This window comes from Roseateles sp. P1_C1_2, assembly GCF_056406535.1.
Map to the genome: position 1 here is coordinate 1 of NZ_JBFUAB010000030.1, position 22,416 is coordinate 22,416.

Genomic DNA, 22,416 nt, shown 5'->3' on the forward strand with positions numbered 1-22,416 from the left:
TTTCTGGTCACAACCCTTCGGGAAGGCCCGTCGCCAGGGGCCACTCAGCGTTGCATCGCTGGCCCGCACGCGAGTGCGGGCGGCGCGCTGCGCCTTGATTGGCCCCTGGCGGCAGGCCTTCGCGACCCATTGCCGCAGTGTGAACAGGCCCTCGCCATGCGCTTTCGCTCGCCGTCGCTGGCCGAACTCCACGCCTTTGCCGCCGTGGCCGAGCTGGGCAGCTTTTCCGCGGCCGCCCAGGCCTTGTCCGTCACCCAGGGTGCCGTCAGCCGCGCGGTGCAGCGGCTGGAATCGGAGCTGGGCCTGGCGCTGCTGGCGCGTGGCGGCGCGCAGGTCATGCCGACGCCGGATGGCGCCAGCTACCTTGCCCGCATCAAGCCCGCCCTGGACACGCTGGAGCGAGCCGTTCCGCTGACGGCAGCGCCCGCCGGCCAGTCGCTGCGCATGGCACCCGTGCCCTCGCTGTACGCGCGCTGGCTGGTGCCACGGCTGCCGGCCTTGCAGGCCCAGCATCCCCAGCTCAAGGTCGAGTTCCGGCGCTGGCGCCACGACGACCGCTTCGAGCGCGACGATGTCGACTGCTGGGTCAACCCCAAGCCCAGCGCGCACAGCCGCTGGCCCGAAGGCGTCGTCGCGCAATACCTGCTGGGGCGCGAACTGGTGCCCGTGTGTCGTCCCGCGCGCGCTGCCCGGCTGACCCGGCCGCAGGATGTGCTGCAACATCCGCTGCTGCACCACAGCGCCCATCCCGGCGACTGGGCGCTCTGGCTCAAGGCCCAGGGCGTGCAGGCCGGCCCGCCCCAGTTGGCCTCGGGCTTCGACCTGGCCGCCGCGCTGATCGAGGCCGTCGTTGCCGACATGGGCATCGCGGTCGTGCAGCTCTGCCTCATCGAAAGGGAGCTGRCCGGCGGACAGCTGGTCGTGCCGTTTAGCGGCTGGGTGTCGTCGGGCCGCGGCTTCTATCTGTGCCGGCGGGCAAGCCAGGAGGGTTCATCCGACCTCCATGCCTTCGCGCAATGGGTGGTGGCCGAGAGCCGGCGCTGGCGGCGCGAGGCCCTGGCGGCGCTCGACTGACAGCGCACCGGCAAGGGACTTGCCGGCCATGGCACCATGCCGCCCCATGTCCCTTTACGTCGCCTGCCTCTGCGCCGCCTGGTGCCGCACCTGCGAGTCCTACCAGCAAGTCTTTGAAGCCGCCTGTGCCGAACTGCCGCAGGCCGGCCTGCATGTGCGCTGGATCGACATCGAGGACGAGGCCGAGCTGATCGGCGACCTGGACATCGAGACCTTTCCGACGCTGCTGATCGCCGACGACGCGCAGGTGCGTTTCGCCGGCCCTTTGACGCCGCAGCCGGAGACGCTCAAGCGTGTGCTGCGGGCGCATCTGGCGGATGCCAGCGCGGCCCAGGTCGATGCCGACTATCTGACGCTGGCGAAGCGCTTGCGCGCCTGACCCCGGCCGGGCTTGCCGCCATCCAACAGAATCCGGCGTCATGACGATGCGCCTTCTCCAAGCCCTGTGGCTCGCCGCCACCTGCAGCCTGCTCTCGCCCATGGCCTCGCTGGCCGCGCCCGGCGACCCCATCGCCGCCGGCCCAACGGCTGCCGGACAAGTTCGCTACGAGCTCGCGATCTACTACACCGACAAGCCCGCCAGGCCGCCGCTGCAGGTGCTCAAGGAGCGCCTGGCCGCGAGCAAGTCCGGGCCGAGGCTGGTCGACGCGCTGCCACGCCGGGCCGATGAGGCCGTCGTGCTGGCCCGCCTCGACACCGAGGCGCAGAAGAACTACCGGCCACCCGGCCTGGACATGCTCACACGCTTCGGCCGCGGCCTGTCGCGCGAACAGGCCGTCGCGCTGCAGGCCAGCAACACCGCCTTGGTGCTGCAGTTTGCCCATGCGCAGAAACGGGGCATGCCGGCCTATCGCCAGTCACTGCAGTTGATCGAGCAGGTCGCCAGGGAGACCCGGGGGCTGCTGTGGGACGAGGAGACCCGCGAAGTCTTCACCGCCGACGAATGGCACAAGCAGCGCCTCGAGACCTGGGAAGGCGACCTGCCCGACGTCAGCAAGCACACGGTCATCCACGCCTACCGGAGCAGCAAGCTCGTGCGCGCCATCACGCTGGGCATGGCCAAGCTCGGCCTGCCGGACGTCGTCGTCGAGGATTTCCCCTGGTCCATGAACCACCCCATGGGCAGCCTCGTCAACCTGCTGTCGCAAGCGCTGGCCGAAGGCGCGGTCATCGGCCCCAAGGGTCGCTGCGATGTCGACGCGAAGGCGCTGCGCCACACCGGCGTGCGCGCGGCGCAGACGACCGACCTGCTGCAAGGCAGCACCGGTCGCGCGCAGCTGATGCTGGTCGAGGGCCGGCCCGAGGATGGCGACCCGGCCAACCGCCTCGCCGAGATCCGCTTCACGGCCCAGGCCGGCAACGACGTCCACGCGGCGCAGCAGGCGCTGATCAGCTCGCTCTACGGCTCCAAGGACGCCATCTCCTACGTCAAGCACAACCAGGCCCTGACCGCCGCCAGCGAGGCCGCACGCGCCAGGCTGCCGGCCCTGCAGAAGGCTTTCGCCCAGGGCCTGGCGCCGGGTGAATACCTCCTCGTCAAGGCCCCCTTCGAAACACCCGCCGGCGGCAAGGAATGGATGTGGGTCGAGGTCACGGCCTGGAAGGGCGACAGCATCAGCGGGCTGCTGAAGAACGATCCCTTCAACATCCCGACCCTGCATGCCGGTCAGATCGTCACGGTGAAGCAGGGCGGGCTGTTCGACTACATCCGCCATTTCCCCGATGGCAGGCAGGAGGGCAACGAAACCGGCCGTCTCATCGAACAACAGGAGAAGGCCGGCCGCTGAGCCGCCGCATGGCCTGCCCATGCGCTCAACCAAGCCGTCAGTTTGGCAGCCAGTGCGAGAGCCGCGTCGGCGCGTTTCACGATGCGGCAGGGATGCCGCTTTTCATGGGGGAAGCGTAGGACTGCGCTGACAGAGACACGCGATACAAGCCGCTGTGACGACAAGGCCTCGACACCCAAAGTCGAGGCATGTCCGCACCGCCTCAACATCCGCCACATGACCTGACGCCCACGGGTGCTGCGCAAGCCTTTGTCAAGCTCGCCCATGGTGCCGAGGCCGCTGCGCCGCCGGTGCGGGCGGTGCAGTTCGGTGCCGACCGTTTCGCCGAGCATGGCCGCAGCCTGGCCGCCGCCCAGCGCGTCGACGACCCGCGCAGCCAGCCCCGGCCCTTCTCGCCGCGGCTGCGCAGCAATCTGCAGGTCTGGGCCGCAGCGCTCAGCGTGCTGTCGGAGGAAGGCCTGCAGGCCGACATCGACCCCGCGCATGCCTGGCTGCTGGACAACGCCCGCATCGTCCAGCAGCAGCTCGACGAGGTGCTGCACGACCTGCCGCGCAGCTATTTCCAGCGCCTGCCGCGCCTGGCGGACGAGCCTCTGCAGGGCCTGCCGCGTATCTACGGCGTCGCCTGGGCCTGGGTGGCTCACTCGGACAGTTCGCTGGACCTGGCGCTGCTGCACCACTTCCTGGCCGGCCACCACGAGGCCGAGGCGTTGACGCTGCGCGAACTGTGGGCCCTGCCGTCGACGCTGCGCGTCGTGCTGGTGGAGAACCTGCGCCGCCTGGCCGAGCGAGCCGCCTGGCGTCATCTGGCGCGTCGCTCCGCGCAACGCCTGTTCGAGGCCCTGCCGCATCTGGACGCCGCGGCCGTGCGCACGCAGCTGCAGCAATGGCAATCGGCCTGGCCGCGCGACTCCGCCATCAACGCACTGGCCCTGCGCCTGCATGAGCGCATGACCGACCGGGCCATGGGCCTGGCCGACCAACGCGATGCCGAGGATTCGTCCTGGGCCGCCGTGCAGGGCTGGCTGGCCGAGGTGCTGCCCGACCCCGCCACCGCCCAGGCCGCCGAGCAGGCCGAGAGCGCGGCCGACCACCAGAGCATCCGCAATGCCATCGGCAGCCTGCGCAACCTCGGCGCGGCCAACTGGGCCGGGTTGTTCGAGGCCGTTCACCCCACCCTGCGCGCGCTGGGCCGCATCGACGTCTACCGCCAGGAGCACGAGGCCACGCGCGACATGGCCATGCACGCCATCGAGGCGCTGACCGAGCGCCACAAGGTGCCCGAGGCCGACGTGGCCCAGGTGCTGCGCCTGCTCTGCAACGACCCCGGCTGGGCCGAGGATGCCGAAGAGCGCGCGCCGCTGTACTGGCTGTCCGGCCTGGGCTACGGGCGGCTGCTGGGCGAGTTGCGCCTCAAGCCCACCACCGGCGAGCGCTTCGTCGCCGCGCTGCGTCGCCACCGCGTCGCCCTCTACCTGACCAGCCTGGCCGGGCTGCTCATCCTGGCCGAGCTGACGCTGCTGCTGCTCGGCCTGCCCGCCGGCGCCCGCTGGCCCATGGTGGTGGCTGCCGTGCTGCTGTCGCTGCTGCCCGCCAGCGAGACCGTCGTCGCGCTGGCCAACCGCCTCATCAGCGAATCCGCCTCGCCGGCGCGCTTGCCGCGCCTGACCTGGCCGCAGGGCATCCCGTCCACGGCGCGCAGCCTGGTCGTCATTCCCTGCATGCTGACCCGGGCCAAAGGCATTGCGACGCTGCTGGCCCAACTGGAACGCCACCATCTCGCCAACCTCGAAGACGAGGCGCAGTTTGCGCTGCTCAGCGACTGGACCGATGCCAAGGCCGAGCATCAGCCGCAGGATGCCGCCCTGCTCGCCCAGGCACGCGCCGGCATCGAGGCGCTGAACCAGCGCCACGGCACGGCCAGCGAAGGCCGGCCGCGCTTTCTGCTGCTGCACCGCGAGCGGCGCTGGAGCGAGAGCGAGCAGCGCTGGATAGGCTGGGAGCGCAAACGCGGCAAGACCGAGGCCCTGGCAGCGCTGCTGGCCGGCCAGGCGCCCGAACTGCTGCCGGACCGCTTCGTCGACCTCGGCGAGCTGTCCACGCCGGCGCCCGGCATCCGCCACATCGTCACGCTGGACGCCGACACCGCCCTGCCGCCCGGCGCGCTGCGCGAGATGGTGGCCATCGCCGCCCACCCGCTGAACCGCCCGCGCCTGTTGCGTTCCCCCAGCGGTGCCGTCACCGTCGTGCGCGGCCACGGCATGCTGCAGCCACGCGTCGCCACGCCGCTGGCCACGGCCGCCGGCAGCTCCACGGTCCACGGCACCTGGTTCCACAGCCTGTTCGCCGGCCAGCCGGGGCTGGACCCCTACAGCGCCGCCAGCTCCGAGGTCTATCAGGACCTGTTCGACGAAGGCMGCGCCACCGGCAAGGGACTGATCGACGTGGAGGCCGCGGCCGCGGTGCTGGCGCACCGCCTGCCCGAGGGCCAGGTCTTGAGCCACGACCTGCTGGAAGGCTCGCTGATGCGCTGCGCCGGCGTCAGCGACGTCGTGCTGGTAGAACCCGCGCCCATGCACGCCGACGTGGCCGCTTCACGCATCCACCGCTGGACACGCGGCGACTGGCAGCTGCTGCCCTTCCTCGGCAACCGGCGCCGCTGGGGCCTGCGCGGCATCCATGTCTGGAAGATGCTGGACAACCTGCGCCGCTCCCTCGTGGCGCCCGCCGCGCTGCTGCTGCTGGTGGCCTCCTGGGTCGGCGTGGGCCTGACGCCGGCCTGGGCCCTGGGGCTGGTGGCCGCCACCTTCGGCGGCGGACCGTTGATGGGGGCCCTGGCGGCCTGCGCGCCGTCGGGTGAGCGCCTCTCGCTGCCGCGCTTCTACCGGCAGGGCGCCACCGAACTCGGGCGCGCCATCGGCGGCGTGGCGTGGCATATCGCCCTGCTGCCGGCGACGAGCTGGCTCAGCATCGACGCCATCCTGCGCGCGCTGTGGCGCCAGCGGGTCAGCCACCAGCACCTGCTGGAATGGACGACCGCCGACGCCGCCGAGGCCGCGGCGCGCACCGACTGGCGCTCGCTGTGGCGCCAGCACAAGCATGTGACCTTTGCCAGTGGCGCCCTGGCGCTGCTGCTGATGACGCCGGCCCTGATCGGCCGCCCTGTCGACTGGGACCAGGCCTTGCCGCTGCTGCTGGCCTGGACGTTGACGCCGCTGTGGACAGGCCTGGCCAGCCGCCCGCGCGCCCGCCCGCGCCGCGAGGCCATCAACGACGATGACCGCCAGTACCTGCTCAGCGTGGCGCGCGACACGTGGCGCTGGTTCGAGCGCTGGGTCACGGCCGAGGACCACGACCTGCCACCCGACAACGTGCAGTTCGACCCCGACATCGCCGTCGCCCACCGCACCTCACCGACCAATATCGGCCTGTATCTGCTGTCGGCCTGCTGCGCGCGCGAGTTCGGCTGGCTGCACGACGTCGGCCTGGCCGAGCGCGTCGGCCGCACGCTGGACACGCTGGACCAGCTGCCCCGCCACCGCGGCCACTTCTACAACTGGATCGACACCCAGCGCCTGGCCGTGCTGGAGCCACCCTATGTCTCGGCGGTGGACAGCGGCAACCTCTGCGCCCACCTGCTGGTCGTCGCGGCCGCCTGCGAGGGCTTCGCGCGCGGTGGCGAAGGCATGCCGCCGCCGCCGGCCGTGGCCGAGGCGCTCAACAGCGTCGCCACGCGCGCCCGTGCGATGGCGCTGGCGCATGAATTCGGCTGGCTCTACGACACCCAGCGCCACCTGCTGCACATCGGTGCCGTCGCGGCCGTGGGCTCCGAGCCCGGCACCGAGAGGCTGGACCAGAACCACTACGACCTGCTCGCCTCCGAGGCGCGCCTGGCCAGTCTCGTCGCCATCGCCAAGGGCGACATCCCGCCGGCGCACTGGGGCGCGCTGGGCCGGCCCTTCTTCTCGCGCGGCCGCGTCACCGGGCTGAAGAGCTGGTCGGGTTCGATGTTCGAGATGCTGATGCCCTCGCTGGTGCTGGACGAGCCCACCGGCAGCGCGCTGGCGGACGCCGCACGTGCCGCCGTCATGGAGCAGATCCGTGCCGGTCGCGCGGCCGGCCTGCCCTGGGGCGTATCCGAGAGCGCCTATGCCAAGCGCGACCACAGCCTGGCCTACCAATACGGCCCGCAGGGCGTGGCCAGCCTGGCACTGCGCGACACGCCTCCCGAGGAGATCGTYATCGCGCCCTACGCCAGCCTGATGGCGACCATGGTGATGCCGCGCGCGGCCGTCGCCAACCTGCGCGCGCTGCAGGCGCTGGGCGCCCGGCATGAAGGCGGCTTCATCGAAGCGCTGGACTACACGGCCAGCCGCCAGCCCGAGGTCCCCGCCGACGCGCCGCAGCCGAAGCAGCGCTTCCAGCGCATCGGCACGGCGATGAGCCATCACCAGGGCATGTCCCTCGTCGCGCTCACCGAAGTGCTGTGCGGCGGCGCGCCGCAGCGCTGGGCCGACGCCGAACCACGGCTGTGCGCGGTGCGCTGGTTGCTGCACGAGCGTGCGCCGCACAAGGTGGCCCCATTGCGCGAACCGCCGCCCCAGCCCACGCGCAGCGCACCCCGCCGCGCCCGCATCTCCCTCGTTGTGCCCGAGCTGCATGGTCGCGCCCTGCCGGCCACCGCCTGGCTGGGGAGCGGCAAGCTGAGCGCGATGGTGCGCGAGCATGGCGGCGGCACCCTGGTCTGGGGCGAGCCGGGCGGCCAGGTGCTGGTGAACCGCTGGCGCGACGACCTGCCGCAGGACCTGCTCGGCCACCATCTGCACCTGCGCGACCTGGACCTGCCCTGGAACGGCGCGCCCGAGTCCAGCCCCTGGCGGTCGCTGACGCTGCGCCCCACGCCGGGCCCGCAGTGGCGCTATGGCTGCCGCCTGCACCCGGCCAGTGCCCAGTTCACCGCCGAGGGTGAGGAACTGCGCGCCCACACCGAGGTCTGGGTGGCGGTGGAAGACGACGTCGAACTGCGCCGCATCACGCTGCGCAACCTCGCCCAGCGGCCGCGCCGCCTGGCCCTGGTGTCCAGCTTCGAGCCGGTGCTGGCGCCGGCCAAGGCCGATCTGGCCCATCCGGCCTTCGGCAAGCTTTTCCTGCAGGCGCGCTGGGAACCGGGCCAGCAGGCCCTGAACTGGCAGCGCCTGCCGCGCAGCCCCAACGAAGCGTCCCTGCATGCCGTGCATGCGCTGGTGGGCGTCGAGCTGGAAGGCGGCGCGCGCCTGGACCGCGTGCGTGCCGGCGCCGACCGCGCCCATTGGCTGGCCCGCGGCGGCCTGTCTGGCCAACCGGGCGGCGTCGTCGCACATGCCGGCGTGCAGGCGCTGCTGGGCACCGACGTGGCCGGGCTCAACACCGCGGCCGGCATGCTGGACACCGGCAACGACCCGATCTCACTGCTGCACCTGGTGCTGCAACTGCCGCCCGGTGCCAGCGTGACGCTGACGCTGGCCACCGCCGCCGCACGCGAACCGCAGACGCTCAGCCATCTGCTGGACAAGCTGCGCCAGCCGGCCCTGGTCGAACGGGCACTGACGCTGGCCCACACCATGGCCGGCGTGCGCACCCAGGGCGCCAGCCTGGCGCCGGGCGCCTGGCGCGCCGGCCTCATGCTGCAGACGCTGCTGACCTCGCAGGCGGCGCGCGAAACCCTGCCCCTGCCCGAGACCGGCTACGAGCGCGACGCGCTGTGGCGCCACGGCATCTCGGGCGACGACCCCATCATCCTGATGCGTGTGGCCGATCCGACCGGTGTCGTCATGGTGCGCGAGCTGTGTGCGCTGCTGCAGGCCCAGGGCAGCCCGCTGCCGGTGGACGTCGTCGTGCTGGACGCCGAGCCGCCGTCCTATCTGGCACCGGTATCGCGCGCGCTGCGTTCGCTGGCCGAGCAGCAGGTCCAGGGGCGCTGCCGCGTGCATGTGCTGTCGGACGAGACCGTGGGGCCGGACACCCGCTTTGCGCTGAACCTGCTGGCACGGGTGCGCTGGTTTGCCGACGGGCGCCCACTGGCCCAGCAGCTCGAACGGCTGGGCATCAATCATGAGCAGGCCGCCAAGGCCAGGCGCGGTGCCGGCGCGACGCTGGTGTCCACCCTCGCCGCCCCGCCAGGCGCCGAGACCCCGGCCAGTGACTTCGACGCCGACAACGGCGCCTGCCGCTTCGAGCTGACCGAGAGCGCCCAGCCGGCGCGCCCCTGGATCAACGTCATTGCCAACGAGGACTTCGGCTGCCAGGTGTCGGAGCGCGGCGCCGGCATGGCCTGGGCCGGCAACAGCCGCCTGCACCAGATCACGCCCTGGTCCAACGACGCGCTGCTGGACTCACCGGGCGAGTGGCTGATGCTGCACTGCCTGTCCAGCGGCAAGGCCTGGCTGCTGGGCCGCGCCAGCGCCAGGCAGGACGTGGCCCATCTGCCCGGTGCCACGGCCATGGCCTTCCAACTGCCCGGCATGGTGGTGCGCCTGCGCTGGACGGTCGACGCGGTGACGTCCGTCAAGCAATGCCAGGTGGAGCTGCATGCGGCGCCCGGCAAGCCGCCGCGGCTGCTGCGCCTGCTGGCGGCCGCGCAGTGGCAGCTGGGTGCCGACAGCAGCGCCCGCCGCAGCGTCGTCACCCGCCTGGAGCCGCCGCAGGGCGATGGCCCGCTGCTGGCCCTGGCCACGCAGGCCGACGGCCTCAACGGCTTTGGCGGCCACACGGCCTGGATGGCCCTGCGCCCGACCCGTGAAGGCGACACCACGGCCGACCAGATCGAGGCCCTCTCGAGCGACCAGGCCCTGTGGCCCTGGCCCGCGGATGCCGGCTTCACGCCCGACCTGAATCGCCCCCGCCCCTGGACGGCCACCATCGAGGCGAGCGGCGACCGCCGCCTGCTGTTCGACGACGAAGGCCGCCTCGTCATGCCGCATGCACTGGACGGCCAGGCCGGCCCCGCCACCGACCCCGCCGCGCTGCTAGCCGTGCCCATCCGGCTGGAGCCCGGCCACGCCTGGCACGGCACCGTGCTGCTGGGCCACGCCACCAGCCTGCCCGCCGCGCGCGAGCAGGCGGCCAGGGCCTGGGCGGCGGACCCGCTGCAGCGCCTCGCGGCCCAGCGCGACGTGTGGCGGCGCCTGAGCGCGCCCGTGCAGGTGGACACGCCCGACCCGTCCTTCGACGCGCTGATCAACCACTGGCTGCCGGCCCAGGTGCTGGGCTGCCGCATCTGGGCCCGCGCGGGCTTCTACCAGGCCGGCGGCGCCTTCGGCTTCCGCGACCAGCTGCAGGACGCGATGTCCCTGGTGCAGCACGCCCCCGAGCGCCTGGCCGCACAGATCCGCCGCCACGCGGCCCACCAGTTCCCGCCCGGTGACGTGCAGCACTGGTGGCACGACCCGGCCGGCGCCGGCGTGCGCACGCATTTCGCCGACGACCGGCTTTGGCTGGCGCTCGCGCTCGCGCTGTATGTCGAGCGCACCGCCGACACTTCGCTGGCCGACGAGATGGTCCCCTTCCTGCAGGGCCGCCCCGTGCCCGAAGGCGCCGAGGACATCTACGAAGTGCCCGCCATCAGTGATGAGCAGGCGAGCATCTACGAGCACGCGGCGCGCGCCATCGACGTCAGCCTGCCCGTTGGCGCGCATGGCCTGCCGCTGTTCGGCACCGGCGACTGGAACGACGGCATGAACCGCGTCGGCGCTGAGGGCCGCGGCGAATCGGTGTGGATGGGCTTCTTCCTGTGCGCCGTCATCGACGCCCTGCACCCGCTGGCCATCGCCCGCGGCGAACAGGCGCGCGCGGCCAGCTGGCGCCAGGCCCGCGACAAGCTCGCCAAGGCGCTGGATGTCGAAGCCTGGGACGGCCGCTGGTATCGCCGCGGCTGGTTCGACGACGGCAGCGTTCTCGGCACTCACACCGACACCGAGTGCCGCATCGACCTCATCGTGCAGGCCTGGGCCGTGCTCACCGGCGCCGCCGAGGCCGACCGCGCGCGCCTGGCCCTGGACAGCGCCTGGCGCGAGCTGCACGACCGCGATGCCCATCTGCTGCGCCTGCTGTGGCCGCCGCTGAAGGACCACCAGCCGCAGGCCGGCTACATCCAGGCCTACCCCGGCGGCGTGCGCGAGAACGGCGGCCAGTACAACCATGCCGCCACCTGGGCCTTGATGGCCAGCGCCAAGCTCGGCCAGGCTGAGCGTGCCTGGGCCGCCTTCACCGCCATCAGCCCGGCCCATCGCGGCGCGCATGGCGCGGCTTACGGACTGGAACCCTTTGCCGTGGCCGGCGACATCGAGGCGGCCGCACCGCATGCCGGCCGCGGGGGCTGGAGCTGGTACACGGGCGCGGCTGGCTGGCTGCTGCGCGCGGCCGTCGAATCGCTGTGSGGCGTGAAGCTGGCGGACGGCCTGCTGCGCGTGCAGCCCTGCCTGCCGCCGCACTGGGCCCAGGCGCGCGTGCGGCTGCTGCACCAGGGCCGGCGCATCGAGGTGATGCTACAGCGCGCACCAACCGGCGCGGGCACGGCGCCACCGGCCGGCTATCGCATCGTCACGCCGGGCTCGACGCTGGCGCTGGGCGAGGCCGACGGCGACCTGCGGCTGTGGGTGCCGGTCACGGACACCCAGCCCACCCGCCAGCCGGAACCGGCGGCGGCATTCTGAAAGCCAAAGAAGAAGCGGCCCCGTGGGGCCGCTTCGATGGCGCAGGAAGGGCTCAGACGACCAGGCTCAGAACCGCAGCCATGAAGACGCTGCCCATGACCACCGTCGTGAACAGCCTCTCGCCGATGGCCGAGTCCAGGGCCTCCAGGGAGCTCAGCATGCGCAGGCGGCGGTCCGACAAGGTGCGGCATTGGCGCAAGTGGGCACCCAGGCTTTCCAGGTGCTGACGCAGCAGATGATCGGTAGCGCGCGGCATGATGACCTCCTCTGAAAACAATGTCTCCAACTCTAGACAGGGTCGGGCCTGGTTGCATTCGGACACGATGGCACTCGCATGTAGGGCGAGTCCGACACGGCAGGGACCGCCATGAGGCACCATGAGGGAATGAACATCCGTCGGCAAGTCCTGCTGCTGCTGACCCTGCTGACGGCGTGGGTTGCTGCTGGGGCAAATGGCGTTCCTGGCGCTGCTGGCACGCCAGCGCTGCAAGTGGGCTCCAAGCGTTTCACCGAGAGCTATCTGCTCGGCGAGATCGTCACGCAGACCCTGGCCGCCCAGGGCATTGCCGCCGAGCACCGCCAGGGCCTGGGCAACACGGCCATCCTGGCGGCGGCGCTGCAGCAGGGCCAGATCGACCTCTACCCCGAATACACCGGCACCATCGTCCGCGAGCTGCTCAAGCGCGAGGCCGCGGCCGACGCGCAGGCGCCGTTGGCGCAGATCAACGCGTGGTTGAAGCCGCTCGGCCTGAAGGCCGCCGTGCCGCTGGGCTTCAACAACAGCTATGCGCTGGCCATGCGCGAGACGGACGCGGCGCGGCTGGGCATCGCAACGATTTCGGAATTGGCCCGCAAGGCGCCCGCGCTCAAGCCCGGCCTGTCGCATGAATTCCTGGCCCGCGCCGATGGCTGGTCGGCCCTGCAGGGCGCCTATGGCCTGAAGCAGCAACCGGGCGCCGGCCTGGACCATGGCCTGGCCTACCAGGCGCTGGCGAACGGCCAGGTCGATCTCATCGACGTCTACACGACCGACGCCCAGTTGGCCCGCCAGGCCGTGCGTGTGCTGCGCGACGACCGCGGCTTCTTCCCACGCTATGACGCCCTGCTGCTGCTGCGCGCCGGCGTCGACGAGCGGCCGCTGCAGGGCCTGGCCGGTCGCCTGACGGAGGCCGAAATGACCCGCCTGAACGCGGCCGCGGAGCTGGACCGACGCCCGTTTACCGATGTTGCGAAAAGTTTTCTGCAATCGGCGCCGGACACCGCGGCGCAGCAGGGCCTGCTGGACCGCCTGCTGGCGCCCGACCTGATGAAGCTGCTCGCCCAGCATCTGGCCCTGGTGCTGGCCTCGGTGGCGCTGGCCATCGCGGTGGCCGTGCCGCTGGGCATCGCCGCCCACCGCCTTCCACGCCTGGCCGCGCCGGTGATGGCCGTGACGGGGCTGCTGCAGACCCTGCCCTCGCTGGCGCTGCTGGCCTTCCTGATCGCCTTCGTCGGCCGCATCGGCTTCCTGCCGGCCCTGCTGGCCCTGTTCGTCTATGCGCTGCTGCCCATCGTGCGCAACACGCATGCGGGGCTGCAGGCGGTGCCCAGGGGGCTGAGCGAATCCGCGCTGGCGCTGGGCCTGACGCGCGGGCAGACGCTGCGCGCCATCGAGCTGCCGCTGGCCCTGCCGACCTTGATGGCCGGCGTGAAGACGGCGGCCGTCACCAACGTCGGCACGGCGACGGTGGCGGCCTTTGTCGGCGCCGGCGGCCTGGGCGAGCGCATCGTCGCAGGCCTGGCCGTCAACGACAGCACGCTGATGCTGGCCGGCGCCCTGCCCGCCGCGGCCCTGGCCGTGGCCGTGCAACTGCTGTTCGACGCACTGGAGCGGCAAGTCGCGCACAATGGGCCGAAAGAATCTCGGAACCGAGGGGCATGAACGCAAGGGCGCGATCGGGCTTGTTGCTCTGGGGCTGGCTGGCTGCAGCAGCGGCCCAGGCCGCCTGCACGCGCCCCATCAACGTGCCCATGTCCCCCATCGGCCTGAGCGTCAGCTTCGAGGAGGGCCAGGCCCAGGGCATCTACCCGACGGTGCTGCGCGAGCTGGCTGCGAACGCCCACTGCCGGATCGACATGCACAAGGTGCCGCGGGCCCGGCTGCAGAGCCTGTTCGACGCCGGCCAGGCGGACCTGCTCATCCCGGCCTCGGCCACGCCCGCGCGTGACGCCGCAGGCGAATTCGTGCCGCTGATCCAGGTGCGGGCCAGCCTGCTGACGCTGGACGCCGAGGCGGCGGTACCGCGCTCCCTCGCCGAACTGCTGGCCCAGCCGGACTACAAGCTCGTCGTCGTGCGCGGCTTCTCTTTCGGCCCGACCTACGACGCGGCCATCGCGACGTTGCGCCAACGCCAGCGCCTGGTCGAAGAGGCCGACGCCAGCGGCGTCGCCCGCGCACTGCGCCAGGGCCTGGCCCAGGCCACGGTCATGACGGCGTCCATCCTCGTCGGCACCCTGGTCATCGAGCCCGAGCTGGCGCCACTGCTGAAGCGCCTGCGCGTCGAGCCGCTGGACGAGCTGGGCTGGCACGCCAGCGGCCTCTATCTGTCGCGTCGCGCCCTGAACGAGGCCGACCGGCGCACGCTGCGCCAGGCGCTGGGCCAGGTGGCGCGCAGCGGCCGCGTCTGGCAGCTGTTCAACGAGCTGCACCCGCCCGGCAGCCTGGGCGTCAGCATCCGTCCGCTGACGCCCTGAGCCCATAACGCCCCGCTTCAGCGCACCTGGCTGCTGTAGTCCAGCGGCAGCCACTGCCAGCCCTTGCCGACCTGCCGCAGGCGGCCGACGCCAGGGAAGTTGAAGTGCGTCACCGCGACGAGGCTGCCATCCTTGGCCAGTTCGGCGAACACGCGGGCACGGGTCTTCGCGGCCTGGGGCTCGTCGGTGTCGAAGGCGATGGTGACTTCGGGCGCGGCCAGCTACACCGACGCGACATGGATGAGGTCGCCGACCAGCACCAGGCGCCTGCCTTCACTTTCGACCGCGTAGACGCTGTGGCCGGCGGTGTGGCCATGGGCCTGCAACGCGCGGATGCCGGGCAGGATCTCGCCATCGCGCACGAAGGGAGCGAAGCGGCCGGCCTGCACATAGGGCGTCAGCGAAGCGGCCGCGCCCTGGAAGAAGCCCTTCTGCTCCTCGCCGGCGACGCCGAGCCGCGCGGCCTGCTGACGGTGACGGCGCCGACGGTCTTCGGCCGCCGCCATGTCGTCGGGGCGCTGGCGAGCTTCCTGCGCCGCTACCCGGACATCGAGGTCGACCTGCATCTGGTCGACCAGATCGTCGACCTGTCCGAACAGCGCATGGACGTAGCTATCCGCATCGGCCTGCTGCCCGACAGCGATCTGCGCGCGACGACGCTGGCGCCGGTGCGCCTGGTCACCTGCGCCAGCCCGGCCTATTTGGCCCGCATGGGCCGGCCGAAGACACCCGAGGACTTGCTGCAACACGACTGCATCACCGTGGCCTCGCCGCCGGCGCCGAGCTTTGTCTGGCGCTACGCGGGCGTGAACCGCAACCAGCCGCTGCCGGTGCGCGGCAAGTTCAGGACGGACGACAAGGACGGCATGCTGCAGGCCGCGCTGCAGGGCCTGGGCGTGCTGCATATCGCGACCTGGGTGGTCTGCGACCCGCTGCGCTGCGGCGACTTGATCGCCCTCTTCCCTGAAGAAGCCCAGGCGCCGGCCTCGCCCGGCATGCCCGGCATCCACGCCGTGCGCCTCCCGGGGCGCAGCCACGCCACCAAGGCCAGGCTCTTCATCGACCATCTGCGCGCCGAGATCGGCGACACGCCCTGGTGGGACCGCATGCTGCAGACCGACGGCGCGTTGGCCACCGCATCCTGCTGATTGGGGATTCGCAGGCGGCGGCGGGCGCATAAGGTCGGCGCTTCCTACTTTCTCCGGGAGCACGCATCATGTGCATTGCCAAGAGCGTCGGGCAGGGTGCCCGCAATGACGTTGCCGACGTTCGCATCATCCAGATCCTGCTCAACATGAACAGCGAGGCCTGGAGTGGTGCGGCGCAGAAGAAGCTGGAGGTGGACGGCCAGATCGGCCCCAACAGCATCGACGCGATCCGCGCCTTCGAGACCCGCGCCATGGGCTTGGCGGAGTCGGATGGCCTCGTGACGCCGGGTGATGCCACCATGGCCCGGCTGCTGGCGGGCCTGCCGCCCGGCGCGACCAAGGAAAAGCTCGAGATCGTCATGCCGCGGGCGATGCAAAAGCGCATCGACCTCTACTTCGATCCGCTGGTGAAGGGCATGACGCGCTACGGCATCGACACGCCGCGGCAGATCGCCCATTTCATCGCCCAGCTCGCTCACGAGTCGGGCTCGCTGCTCTATGCCGAGGAGCTCGCCAGCGGCAGCGCCTACGAGGGCCGCACCGACCTCGGCAACAGCCAGGCCGGCGACGGCGTGCGCTTCAAGGGCCGCGGCCTGATCCAGCTGACCGGCCGCAACAACTACCAGCAGTACAGCAAGTTCACCGGCATCGACTACGTCAGCGACCCCACCAAGGTGGCGCTCGACCCCTTCGCCTGCGTGGATGTGGCCTGCTGGTTCTGGAAGGACCGCAACATCGGCCCGCTCGCCGAAGCCGACGACGCCAAGGCCGTCACCAAGCGCATCAATGGCGGCTACAACGGCCTGGATGACCGCCTGGAGCATCTGGCCCGGGCCAAGGCCTTGCTGGCCCTTTGAGGTCGTTCAGGCTGGGCCTTTGCGCCAAGCGGGCAAGAAAAAAGGACCTGGCTCTCGCCAAGTCCTTTTTCTTTCTTAATTTTGGTGGGCCCTGAGTGACTCGAACACTCGACCTACGGATTAAGAGTCCGCTGCTCTACCAACTGAGCTAAGAGCCCTGATTCAGCTTGATACTGCCTAGCTGAGCCAAAGATTGTAGCGTGATTCCGTCGAATCACCGCTCTAAATTCTGGTGGGACGTGCAGGATTCGAACCTGCGACCAACGGATTAAAAGTCCGCTGCTCTACCGACTGAGCTAACGTCCCGTGTCAAGCAGAGCCCGCCATTATAGGCAGGTTTTTGAGGGCTCCGCAAGAAGTTCGTGCGCGGTTGTCAAACCGGATTTCGATTCAGGTGCAGGCGCTGCAGTTCGGCGGCAGCGCACAGGCCGAAGGTCGCCGTGACGGTAACGCTGGAACCGTAGCCATGGCAGTTCAGACTGCCATCCACATCACAGGCATCACCCTCACCCTGCTGCGGCAGGTGCACTGGCTCGCGCGAGTAGACGCAGGCGACATCCATCTTGCCGGCCCGCGGCGCCGCGTGGTGCTTGCGCAGGCGCTGGCGCATTGAAGCCAGCAGCGGGTCGTGGGTCGTGGCGCTGAGATCGTCGAGTTGCACGCGATGCGGTTCGCGCTTGCCGCCGGCGGCGCCGACGGTGACGAAGGGCAGGCGCTGCTCACGCGCCCAGGCGGCGAGCGTGGCCTTGGCGCGAACCTGGTCGCAGCAGTCGATGAGGCCGTCGAACTCGGCGCCACCGATCAGGCCCGGCCAGTTGTCGGGCTCGACGAACTCCTCGATGACACGCACGGCGCAGCCGGGTTGGATGTCGGCGATGYGCTGGCGCAGCGCCTCGGCCTTGGCCATGCCGACGGTCGAGCCCAGGGCCTGGATCTGGCGGTTGATGTTGGATTCGGAGACCTGGTCCAGGTCGATCAGCGTGAGCTCGGCGACGCCGCTGCGCGCCAGGGCCTCGACGGCCCAGGAGCCGACGCCGCCCAGGCCCACGACCGCGAAACGCGCGGCGCGCAGGCGCTGGTAGGCGGCGTCGCCGTGCAGGCGGCGCAGGCCACCGAAGCGGCGCTCCAGATCAGCGTCGAGCTGATCCACAGTCGTCACTTCAGGGCGTGCAGGCGTTCCTTGCCCGCTTGCGCGGCCTCGGTGCCGGGATAGGCCTTGATGAGGTCTTCGAGGCTGCGGCGCGCACCCTTGTTGTCCTTCAGCTCGATCTGGCAGTTGGCCAGCGCGAGCAGGGCTTCGGCCGCGCGCGGATGGTCGGCGTTGCCGGCGATGAAGGTCTTGAAGGTGGCGATGGCGTCCTTGTAGTCGCGCTTGCCGTACTGGGCATTGCCGAGCCAGAAGCGCACCGAGTCGGTGTAGCCGCTGGCGGAGTAACGCTTCAGGAAGGCATTCAACGCGGCCACCGCCTCGGCGAAATCGCCGCGGCGCACGAGGCCGATGGCGGCTTCGTACTGGTTGCGCTCGTCGGGGTTGACCTGGAACTCGCGGCCATCGAGGCTGACCTTCTGCGGCTCCAGCGGCTTGAAGCGCGCTTCGACGGACTGCGACTGGTCGGTCAGCTTGCGCTGCGTGTCGGCCAGGTCGCGGGCGAGTTGCTCGTTGGCGCCGCGCAGCTTGGCGATCTCGGCGCGCAGCGCGTCGATCTGGCCGTTCAGGTCCAGCATGCTGCGGCGCAGCGGCTGGAGCTGATCCTGGACCAGGGCGTTGAGCTGCTCGTCGCGCCGCTTGGCGGCATCCTCGTTGGCCTTGACCTGGGCGCGAAGTTCGAGGATGGCCTTGCGGGCTTCATCATCCTCGAACAAGCCCGCCCTGGCGGGCTGCATGAAGGCCGCGCCCGCGGCCAGAGCCACGAGGGTCAGTCGCAGAGCGCGCATCACTTTCACTTGTCCTTGAGCTCGACGCGGCGGTTCTTGGCCCAGGCTTCTTCGCCGCCACCTTGAACGGCGGGGCGCTCCTTGCCGAAGCTGACGGCCTCGACCTGGCTGGCTTGGGCGCCGAGCAGCGTCAGCGACTTGGCGACGGCTTCGGCACGACGCTGGCCCAGGGCCAGGTTGTATTCACGACCACCGCGCTCGTCGGTGTGGCCTTCGAGGTTCAGCACGGCCTGGGAACGGGCCTTCAGGCGCTTGGCGTGCAGGTCGATCAGGCCGCGGTACTCTTCCTTGACCACGTCGCTGTCGTAGTCGAAGTAGACGACGCGATTGGCACCCTTGTTGACTTCCTGCGTGTACTGACTGAACAGGTCGACCGTCGGGACAGCGGTCTGCGCGGTCGTCGGCTTCTGCTCAGGAGTCGCCGGGGGCGGCGTGGGCTGGCGCGTCTCGACCGGCGCGGGATCGTCCAGTTTGACGGCGGAGCTGCAGCCAGCCAGAGCGGCGGCGGCAATCAGGGGGAGCGCAAAGCGGGTCAGTTTCATTCGAATAGTCTCCACAACAGACGGGGGCGGGGGGTGGGGGGCACGGCACCATGCGGCGGCGCGGGCGCTGCATTGTCCAACATGGTGCGAACTGTCAAGTTACTAGCGTGTAAATGGGCCCCAGGTGGGCTCACGAACCTCGGCAAGCGTAACCAGCAGGGGCGTCTTGATCTTGCCGTCCAGCGTCGTCGTCATCAGCACTTCCTTGCCGCCGGCGCGGCTCGCATAGACGATCAGCTTGCCGTTGGGCGCGAACGCCGGGCTCTCGTCGTCATTGGCCTCGCTGATCTGCTGGGACTGGCCGGTGCCGAGGTCCATCACCGACAGCCGGAAGGCTCCGCCCAGACGGGTGATGTAGGCCAGCGTGCGGCCATCGGGGCTGACGGCCGGGCTGATGTTGTAGTTGCCGCTGAAGGTCACGCGCTCGGCGCTGCCGCCGCTGGCCGGCATGCGGTAGATCTGCGGGCCGCCGCCGCGGTCGCTGACGAAATAAATCTTGCTGCCATCGGGCGAGTAGCAGGCCTCGGTGTCGATGGAGCCGCTCTGCGTGAGGCGGCGCAGGCCGGAGCCGTCACGGTTGATGACGAAAAGCTGGGTGCCGCCGTCGCGCGACAGGCTGAGCACGAGCTGCTGGCCGTCCGGTGACCAGGCCGGCGCGCTGTTCGTGCCCTTGAAGTCGGCCAGCACGCGGCGACCGCCGGTCTGCACGTCCTGGATGCGCACGGTGGCCTTGCGGCTCTCGAAGCTCACATAGGCCAGCTCGCGGCCATTGGGCGCCCAGGCGGGCGAGATGATGGGGTCGGGGCTGGTCAACGCGATCTTGGCGCCCTCGCCATCGGCATCGGCGACGACGAGGCTGTAGCGCGGGCCGGCCTTGGTGACATAGGCCATGCGCGTGGCGAACACGCCTTTGTCGCCGATGAGCTTTTCGTAGATGGTGTCAGCGATGCGGTGGGCGGCGAGGCGGGCATCGTCGGGATGGATGGCCTGGGCCTGGCCGACAAGCTCGGTCCCCTTGGCCACATCCCAGAGCTTGAAACGGATGTCCAGCCGCCCGTCGGCCAGGCGCGTGACCGAGCCCGCCGCGAGTGCATCGGCCTGGCGGGCCTTCCAGTCGGACCAGGCCGGGCTGCTCGTCTCGTTCAGGCCGGCGGGCGCGTCGACGCTGCGGAACAGGCCGCTGCGCTCCAGGTCGGCACGCACGATGGCCGCGATGGGCTGGGCCGAGGCCTTGGCATCGTCGCGGAAGTCGACGATGGCCACCGGGATGCGGGTGCCGCCGACGCCGGCGATGTCGATGCGTACCTGGGCCAACGCCGAGGCGGCAGGGAAGGCCGCGAGCGCGGCAAGGCTGAGACGGCGAGAGATCATGCGGTGGGCTTTGCAGTGCGGTCCGGAATTCTGCCGCAGCGCCGCGCCACCTCAGAGTAGGACGATGTCGTAATGTTCCGTCTGGTTGGTCGGCTCGGCGGTCAGCGAGATGGGCTTGCCGATGAAATCGGACAGGCCGGCCAGATGGGCGCTCTCCTCGTCGAGCATCATCTCGACGACATTGGCCGCGGCGACGACGCGGAACTCGCGGGGCGAGAACTGGCGCGCCTCGCGCAGGATCTCGCGCAGGATGTCGTAGCAGACCGAGCGCGCCGTCTTCACCTGGCCGCGGCCCTCGCAGGTCGGGCAGGGCTCGCAGAGCATGCGGGCGAGCGACTCGCGCGTGCGCTTCCTCGTCATCTCGACCAGGCCGAGCTGCGTGAAACCACCGACGGTGACCTTGGTGCGGTCGCGACCCAGCTGCTTGCGGAACTCCGCCAGCACGGCGGTCTTGTGCTCCTCGCGCGTCATGTCGATGAAGTCGACGATGATGATGCCGCCCAGGTTGCGCAGCCTCAGCTGGCGCGCGATCGAGCCCGCCGCCTCGAGGTTGGTCTTGAAGATGGTGTCGTCGAAGTTCTTGGCGCCGACGAAGCCGCCGGTGTTGACGTCGATGGTCGTCATCGCCTCGGTCTGGTCGAACACCAGCGAGCCGCCGGACTTCAGCTCCACCTTGCGCGCCAGCGCGCGGGCGATCTCGGCGTCGACATTGCACAGGTCGAAGATGGGCCGCTCGCCGCGGTAGTGCTCCAGCTTGGCCGTCGCGGCCGGCATGAAGGTCTCGCCAAAGCCGCGCAGCACGTCGTACTGCATCTTGGAGTCGATGCGGATGGAGCCGGTGCGCTCACTCGTCAGGTCGCGCAGCACGCGCTCGACCAGGCTCAGGTCCTGATGCAACAGGCTGGCCGGCGGCGTCGTCAGCGCACCCGCGCGGATCTGCTGCCAGGTCTTGCGCAGATAGGCGATGTCGGCGCCCAGTTCCTCGTCCGAGGCATCCTCCGCGTTCGTGCGCAGGATGAAGCCGCCGCCACCGCCCTGCTCCTTGGTGCCCACCAGAGTGACCATGCGCGCCCGCAGCGCCTCGCGCGCCTCGGGCGAGCCGATCTTCTGGCTGATGCCGATGTGCTCGTCCTGCGGCAGATAGACCAGCATGCGCCCGGCAATGCTGATCTGGCTGGACAGGCGCGCCCCCTTGGTGCCGATGGGGTCCTTGATGACCTGCACCGTCAGCGGCTGGCCCTCGAAGACGAGGCGCTCGATGGGTGTGGGCGGCACTTCGGCGCCATGGCCGTTCTGGTGCCGGCCATGGCCGAACTGCGAGGCACTGTGCAGGTCGGCGACGTGCAGGAAAGCGGCACGTTCCAGGCCGATGTCGATGAAGGCGCTCTGCATGCCGGGCAGCACGCGCACGACCTTGCCGAGGTAGACGTTGCCCACCAGGCCCCGTTCCAACGTGCGCTCGAGGTGCAGCTCCTGCACCGCGCCGTTCTCGACCACGGCCACCCGCGTCTCCTGCGGTGACCAGTTGATCAGGATGTCTTCCATCTCTAGCCTTTGAATGCTGATGCGTGCCGCCGGCCGAGGCGGCACGCATCAAAACTCACCGTCAAAACTCAAAGCCGAATTTGTCCAACAGCTGCGCCGTCTCAAAGAGGGGCAACCCCATGATGCCCGAGTAGCTGCCGGCAATCTTCACGATCCAGGCCGCCGCCTGGCTCTGGATGGCGTAGGCGCCAGCCTTGCCGAAGGGCTCGCGGCTGGCGACGTAGCGGTCGATCTGGGCGGCGGACAGCGGCGCGAAATCCACCTGCGACACATTCAATGCTGCCACGCGGCGCGTGGCATCGGCCACGGCCACCGCGGTGATGACGCGGTGGGTGCGGCCGGACATCAGCGCCAGCATGCGCGCCGCATCGGCATCGTCGGCAGGCTTGCCGAGGATGAGGCCGTCGACGGCCACCGTCGTGTCGGCGCACAGGATGGGCGCTGGCGCCAGGCCGCGCACATTGAGCCGGACCAGGGCTGCGTCGAGTTTGGCCGCCGTGACGCGGGCGCAATAGGTCTCCGGCACCTCATCCGCCTGGACTGCCTCCAGCGCCTCCGCATCCTCGTCGGCACCGGGCAGCAACAGCTCTTGCCGAACGCCCAGTTGCTCCAGCAGCTGGCGGCGGCGCGGGCTTTGCGAGGCGAGGTAGATGAACGGTCCGGCGACGGGCCGCCCCGAGCCGGACGCGCCCCCCTGGGGGGCCGACGACGAAGTCGTCTTGGGGGCTGTCATG

At 70.6% G+C, this 22,416-nt stretch carries 17 protein-coding genes and 2 tRNA genes; 8 read left to right on the plus strand and 11 right to left on the minus strand.

From position 1 onward, the window contains the following. Positions 1 to 156 precede the first annotated feature (156 nt). The 4 genes from AC1D2H_RS25880 to AC1D2H_RS25895 all read left to right on the plus strand — a co-directional run bounded on the left by AC1D2H_RS25880 (position 157) and on the right by AC1D2H_RS25895 (position 11,551). On the plus strand, positions 157 to 1,074 hold the full coding sequence (locus tag AC1D2H_RS25880) for a LysR substrate-binding domain-containing protein (protein WP_478012888.1): 918 nt from the start codon (positions 157 to 159) through the stop codon (positions 1,072 to 1,074). Positions 1,075 to 1,120: 46 nt separating this feature from the next. Beyond that, positions 1,121 to 1,453 carry a thioredoxin family protein gene (locus AC1D2H_RS25885; RefSeq protein ID WP_478012889.1) on the plus strand — a complete coding sequence of 111 codons (333 nt, stop codon included), beginning with the start codon at positions 1,121 to 1,123 and terminating at the stop codon, positions 1,451 to 1,453. A 40-nt stretch (positions 1,454 to 1,493) separates the two neighbouring features. After that, positions 1,494 to 2,861, plus strand: coding sequence for a DUF2314 domain-containing protein (locus AC1D2H_RS25890; protein ID WP_478012890.1), 1,368 nt, complete (start codon positions 1,494 to 1,496; stop codon positions 2,859 to 2,861). A gap of 188 nt (positions 2,862 to 3,049) precedes the next feature. Continuing rightward, positions 3,050 to 11,551, plus strand: a complete 8,502-nt coding sequence (locus tag AC1D2H_RS25895) for a GH36-type glycosyl hydrolase domain-containing protein (protein ID WP_478012891.1) — start codon at positions 3,050 to 3,052, stop codon at positions 11,549 to 11,551. Between the two features lie 52 nt (positions 11,552 to 11,603). On the opposite strand, the gene AC1D2H_RS25900 is transcribed toward AC1D2H_RS25895, so the two are convergent. Continuing rightward, a complete protein-coding gene (locus tag AC1D2H_RS25900; protein WP_477931788.1) occupies positions 11,604 to 11,807 on the minus strand; it encodes a hypothetical protein in 204 nt (67 codons plus the stop codon). A gap of 129 nt (positions 11,808 to 11,936) precedes the next feature. Between AC1D2H_RS25900 and AC1D2H_RS25905 the strand changes: the two genes are divergently transcribed. Next, positions 11,937 to 13,472, plus strand: coding sequence for a glycine betaine ABC transporter substrate-binding protein (locus AC1D2H_RS25905; RefSeq protein WP_478012892.1), 1,536 nt, complete (start codon positions 11,937 to 11,939; stop codon positions 13,470 to 13,472). Next, on the plus strand, positions 13,469 to 14,284 hold the full coding sequence (locus AC1D2H_RS25910; protein WP_478012893.1) for a substrate-binding periplasmic protein: 816 nt from the start codon (positions 13,469 to 13,471) through the stop codon (positions 14,282 to 14,284). Before AC1D2H_RS25905 ends, AC1D2H_RS25910 begins: the two co-directional genes overlap by 4 nt. Before the next feature lie 17 nt (positions 14,285 to 14,301). On the opposite strand, the gene AC1D2H_RS25915 is transcribed toward AC1D2H_RS25910, so the two are convergent. Together AC1D2H_RS25915 and AC1D2H_RS25920 are read right to left on the minus strand one after the other, a co-directional pair. After that, positions 14,302 to 14,436 carry a hypothetical protein gene (locus tag AC1D2H_RS25915; RefSeq protein ID WP_478012894.1) on the minus strand — a complete coding sequence of 45 codons (135 nt, stop codon included), beginning with the start codon at positions 14,434 to 14,436 and terminating at the stop codon, positions 14,302 to 14,304. Positions 14,437 to 14,505: 69 nt separating this feature from the next. Further along, positions 14,506 to 14,790, minus strand: a complete 285-nt coding sequence (locus AC1D2H_RS25920; protein ID WP_478012895.1) for an MBL fold metallo-hydrolase — start codon at positions 14,788 to 14,790, stop codon at positions 14,506 to 14,508. Here AC1D2H_RS25920 and AC1D2H_RS25925 point away from each other — a divergent pair. Beyond that, positions 14,758 to 15,432: a substrate binding domain-containing protein gene (locus tag AC1D2H_RS25925; RefSeq protein ID WP_478012896.1), complete on the plus strand. Its 675-nt coding sequence runs from the start codon at positions 14,758 to 14,760 to the stop codon at positions 15,430 to 15,432. The two genes, AC1D2H_RS25920 and AC1D2H_RS25925, sit on opposite strands and share 33 nt — an antisense overlap. Positions 15,433 to 15,500: 68 nt before the next feature. Next, entirely contained in the window at positions 15,501 to 16,289 is a 789-nt protein-coding gene (locus AC1D2H_RS25930; protein ID WP_478012897.1) for a glycoside hydrolase family 19 protein, read from the plus strand. Positions 16,290 to 16,371: 82 nt separating this feature from the next. Here the strand turns inward: AC1D2H_RS25930 and AC1D2H_RS25935 are convergent. From AC1D2H_RS25935 to AC1D2H_RS25970, 8 genes are all read right to left on the minus strand, one after another. Beyond that, a tRNA-Lys gene (locus tag AC1D2H_RS25935) sits at positions 16,372 to 16,447 on the minus strand. A 72-nt stretch (positions 16,448 to 16,519) separates the two neighbouring features. Beyond that, positions 16,520 to 16,595, minus strand: a tRNA-Lys gene (locus AC1D2H_RS25940). Between the two features lie 67 nt (positions 16,596 to 16,662). Then, positions 16,663 to 17,448 carry a tRNA threonylcarbamoyladenosine dehydratase gene (locus tag AC1D2H_RS25945; protein WP_478012898.1) on the minus strand — a complete coding sequence of 262 codons (786 nt, stop codon included), beginning with the start codon at positions 17,446 to 17,448 and terminating at the stop codon, positions 16,663 to 16,665. After that, a complete protein-coding gene (ybgF, locus tag AC1D2H_RS25950) occupies positions 17,445 to 18,224 on the minus strand; it encodes a tol-pal system protein YbgF (RefSeq protein WP_478012899.1) in 780 nt (259 codons plus the stop codon). The genes AC1D2H_RS25945 and ybgF overlap by 4 nt, the downstream gene beginning before the upstream one ends. 5 nt (positions 18,225 to 18,229) lie before the next feature. Continuing rightward, positions 18,230 to 18,766 (minus strand): peptidoglycan-associated lipoprotein Pal, encoded by a 537-nt coding sequence (pal, locus tag AC1D2H_RS25955; protein ID WP_477931780.1) that lies wholly within the window; start codon positions 18,764 to 18,766, stop codon positions 18,230 to 18,232. Between the two features lie 102 nt (positions 18,767 to 18,868). Continuing rightward, positions 18,869 to 20,137 (minus strand): Tol-Pal system beta propeller repeat protein TolB, encoded by a 1,269-nt coding sequence (gene tolB, locus AC1D2H_RS25960; protein WP_477931779.1) that lies wholly within the window; start codon positions 20,135 to 20,137, stop codon positions 18,869 to 18,871. 51 nt (positions 20,138 to 20,188) lie between these two features. Beyond that, complete coding sequence (gene rng / locus AC1D2H_RS25965; protein ID WP_477931778.1) at positions 20,189 to 21,682, minus strand: ribonuclease G; 1,494 nt, start codon at positions 21,680 to 21,682, stop codon at positions 20,189 to 20,191. A 61-nt stretch (positions 21,683 to 21,743) separates the two neighbouring features. Then, on the minus strand, positions 21,744 to 22,415 hold the full coding sequence (locus AC1D2H_RS25970; protein WP_477931777.1) for a Maf family protein: 672 nt from the start codon (positions 22,413 to 22,415) through the stop codon (positions 21,744 to 21,746). Position 22,416: the final 1 nt, after the last annotated feature.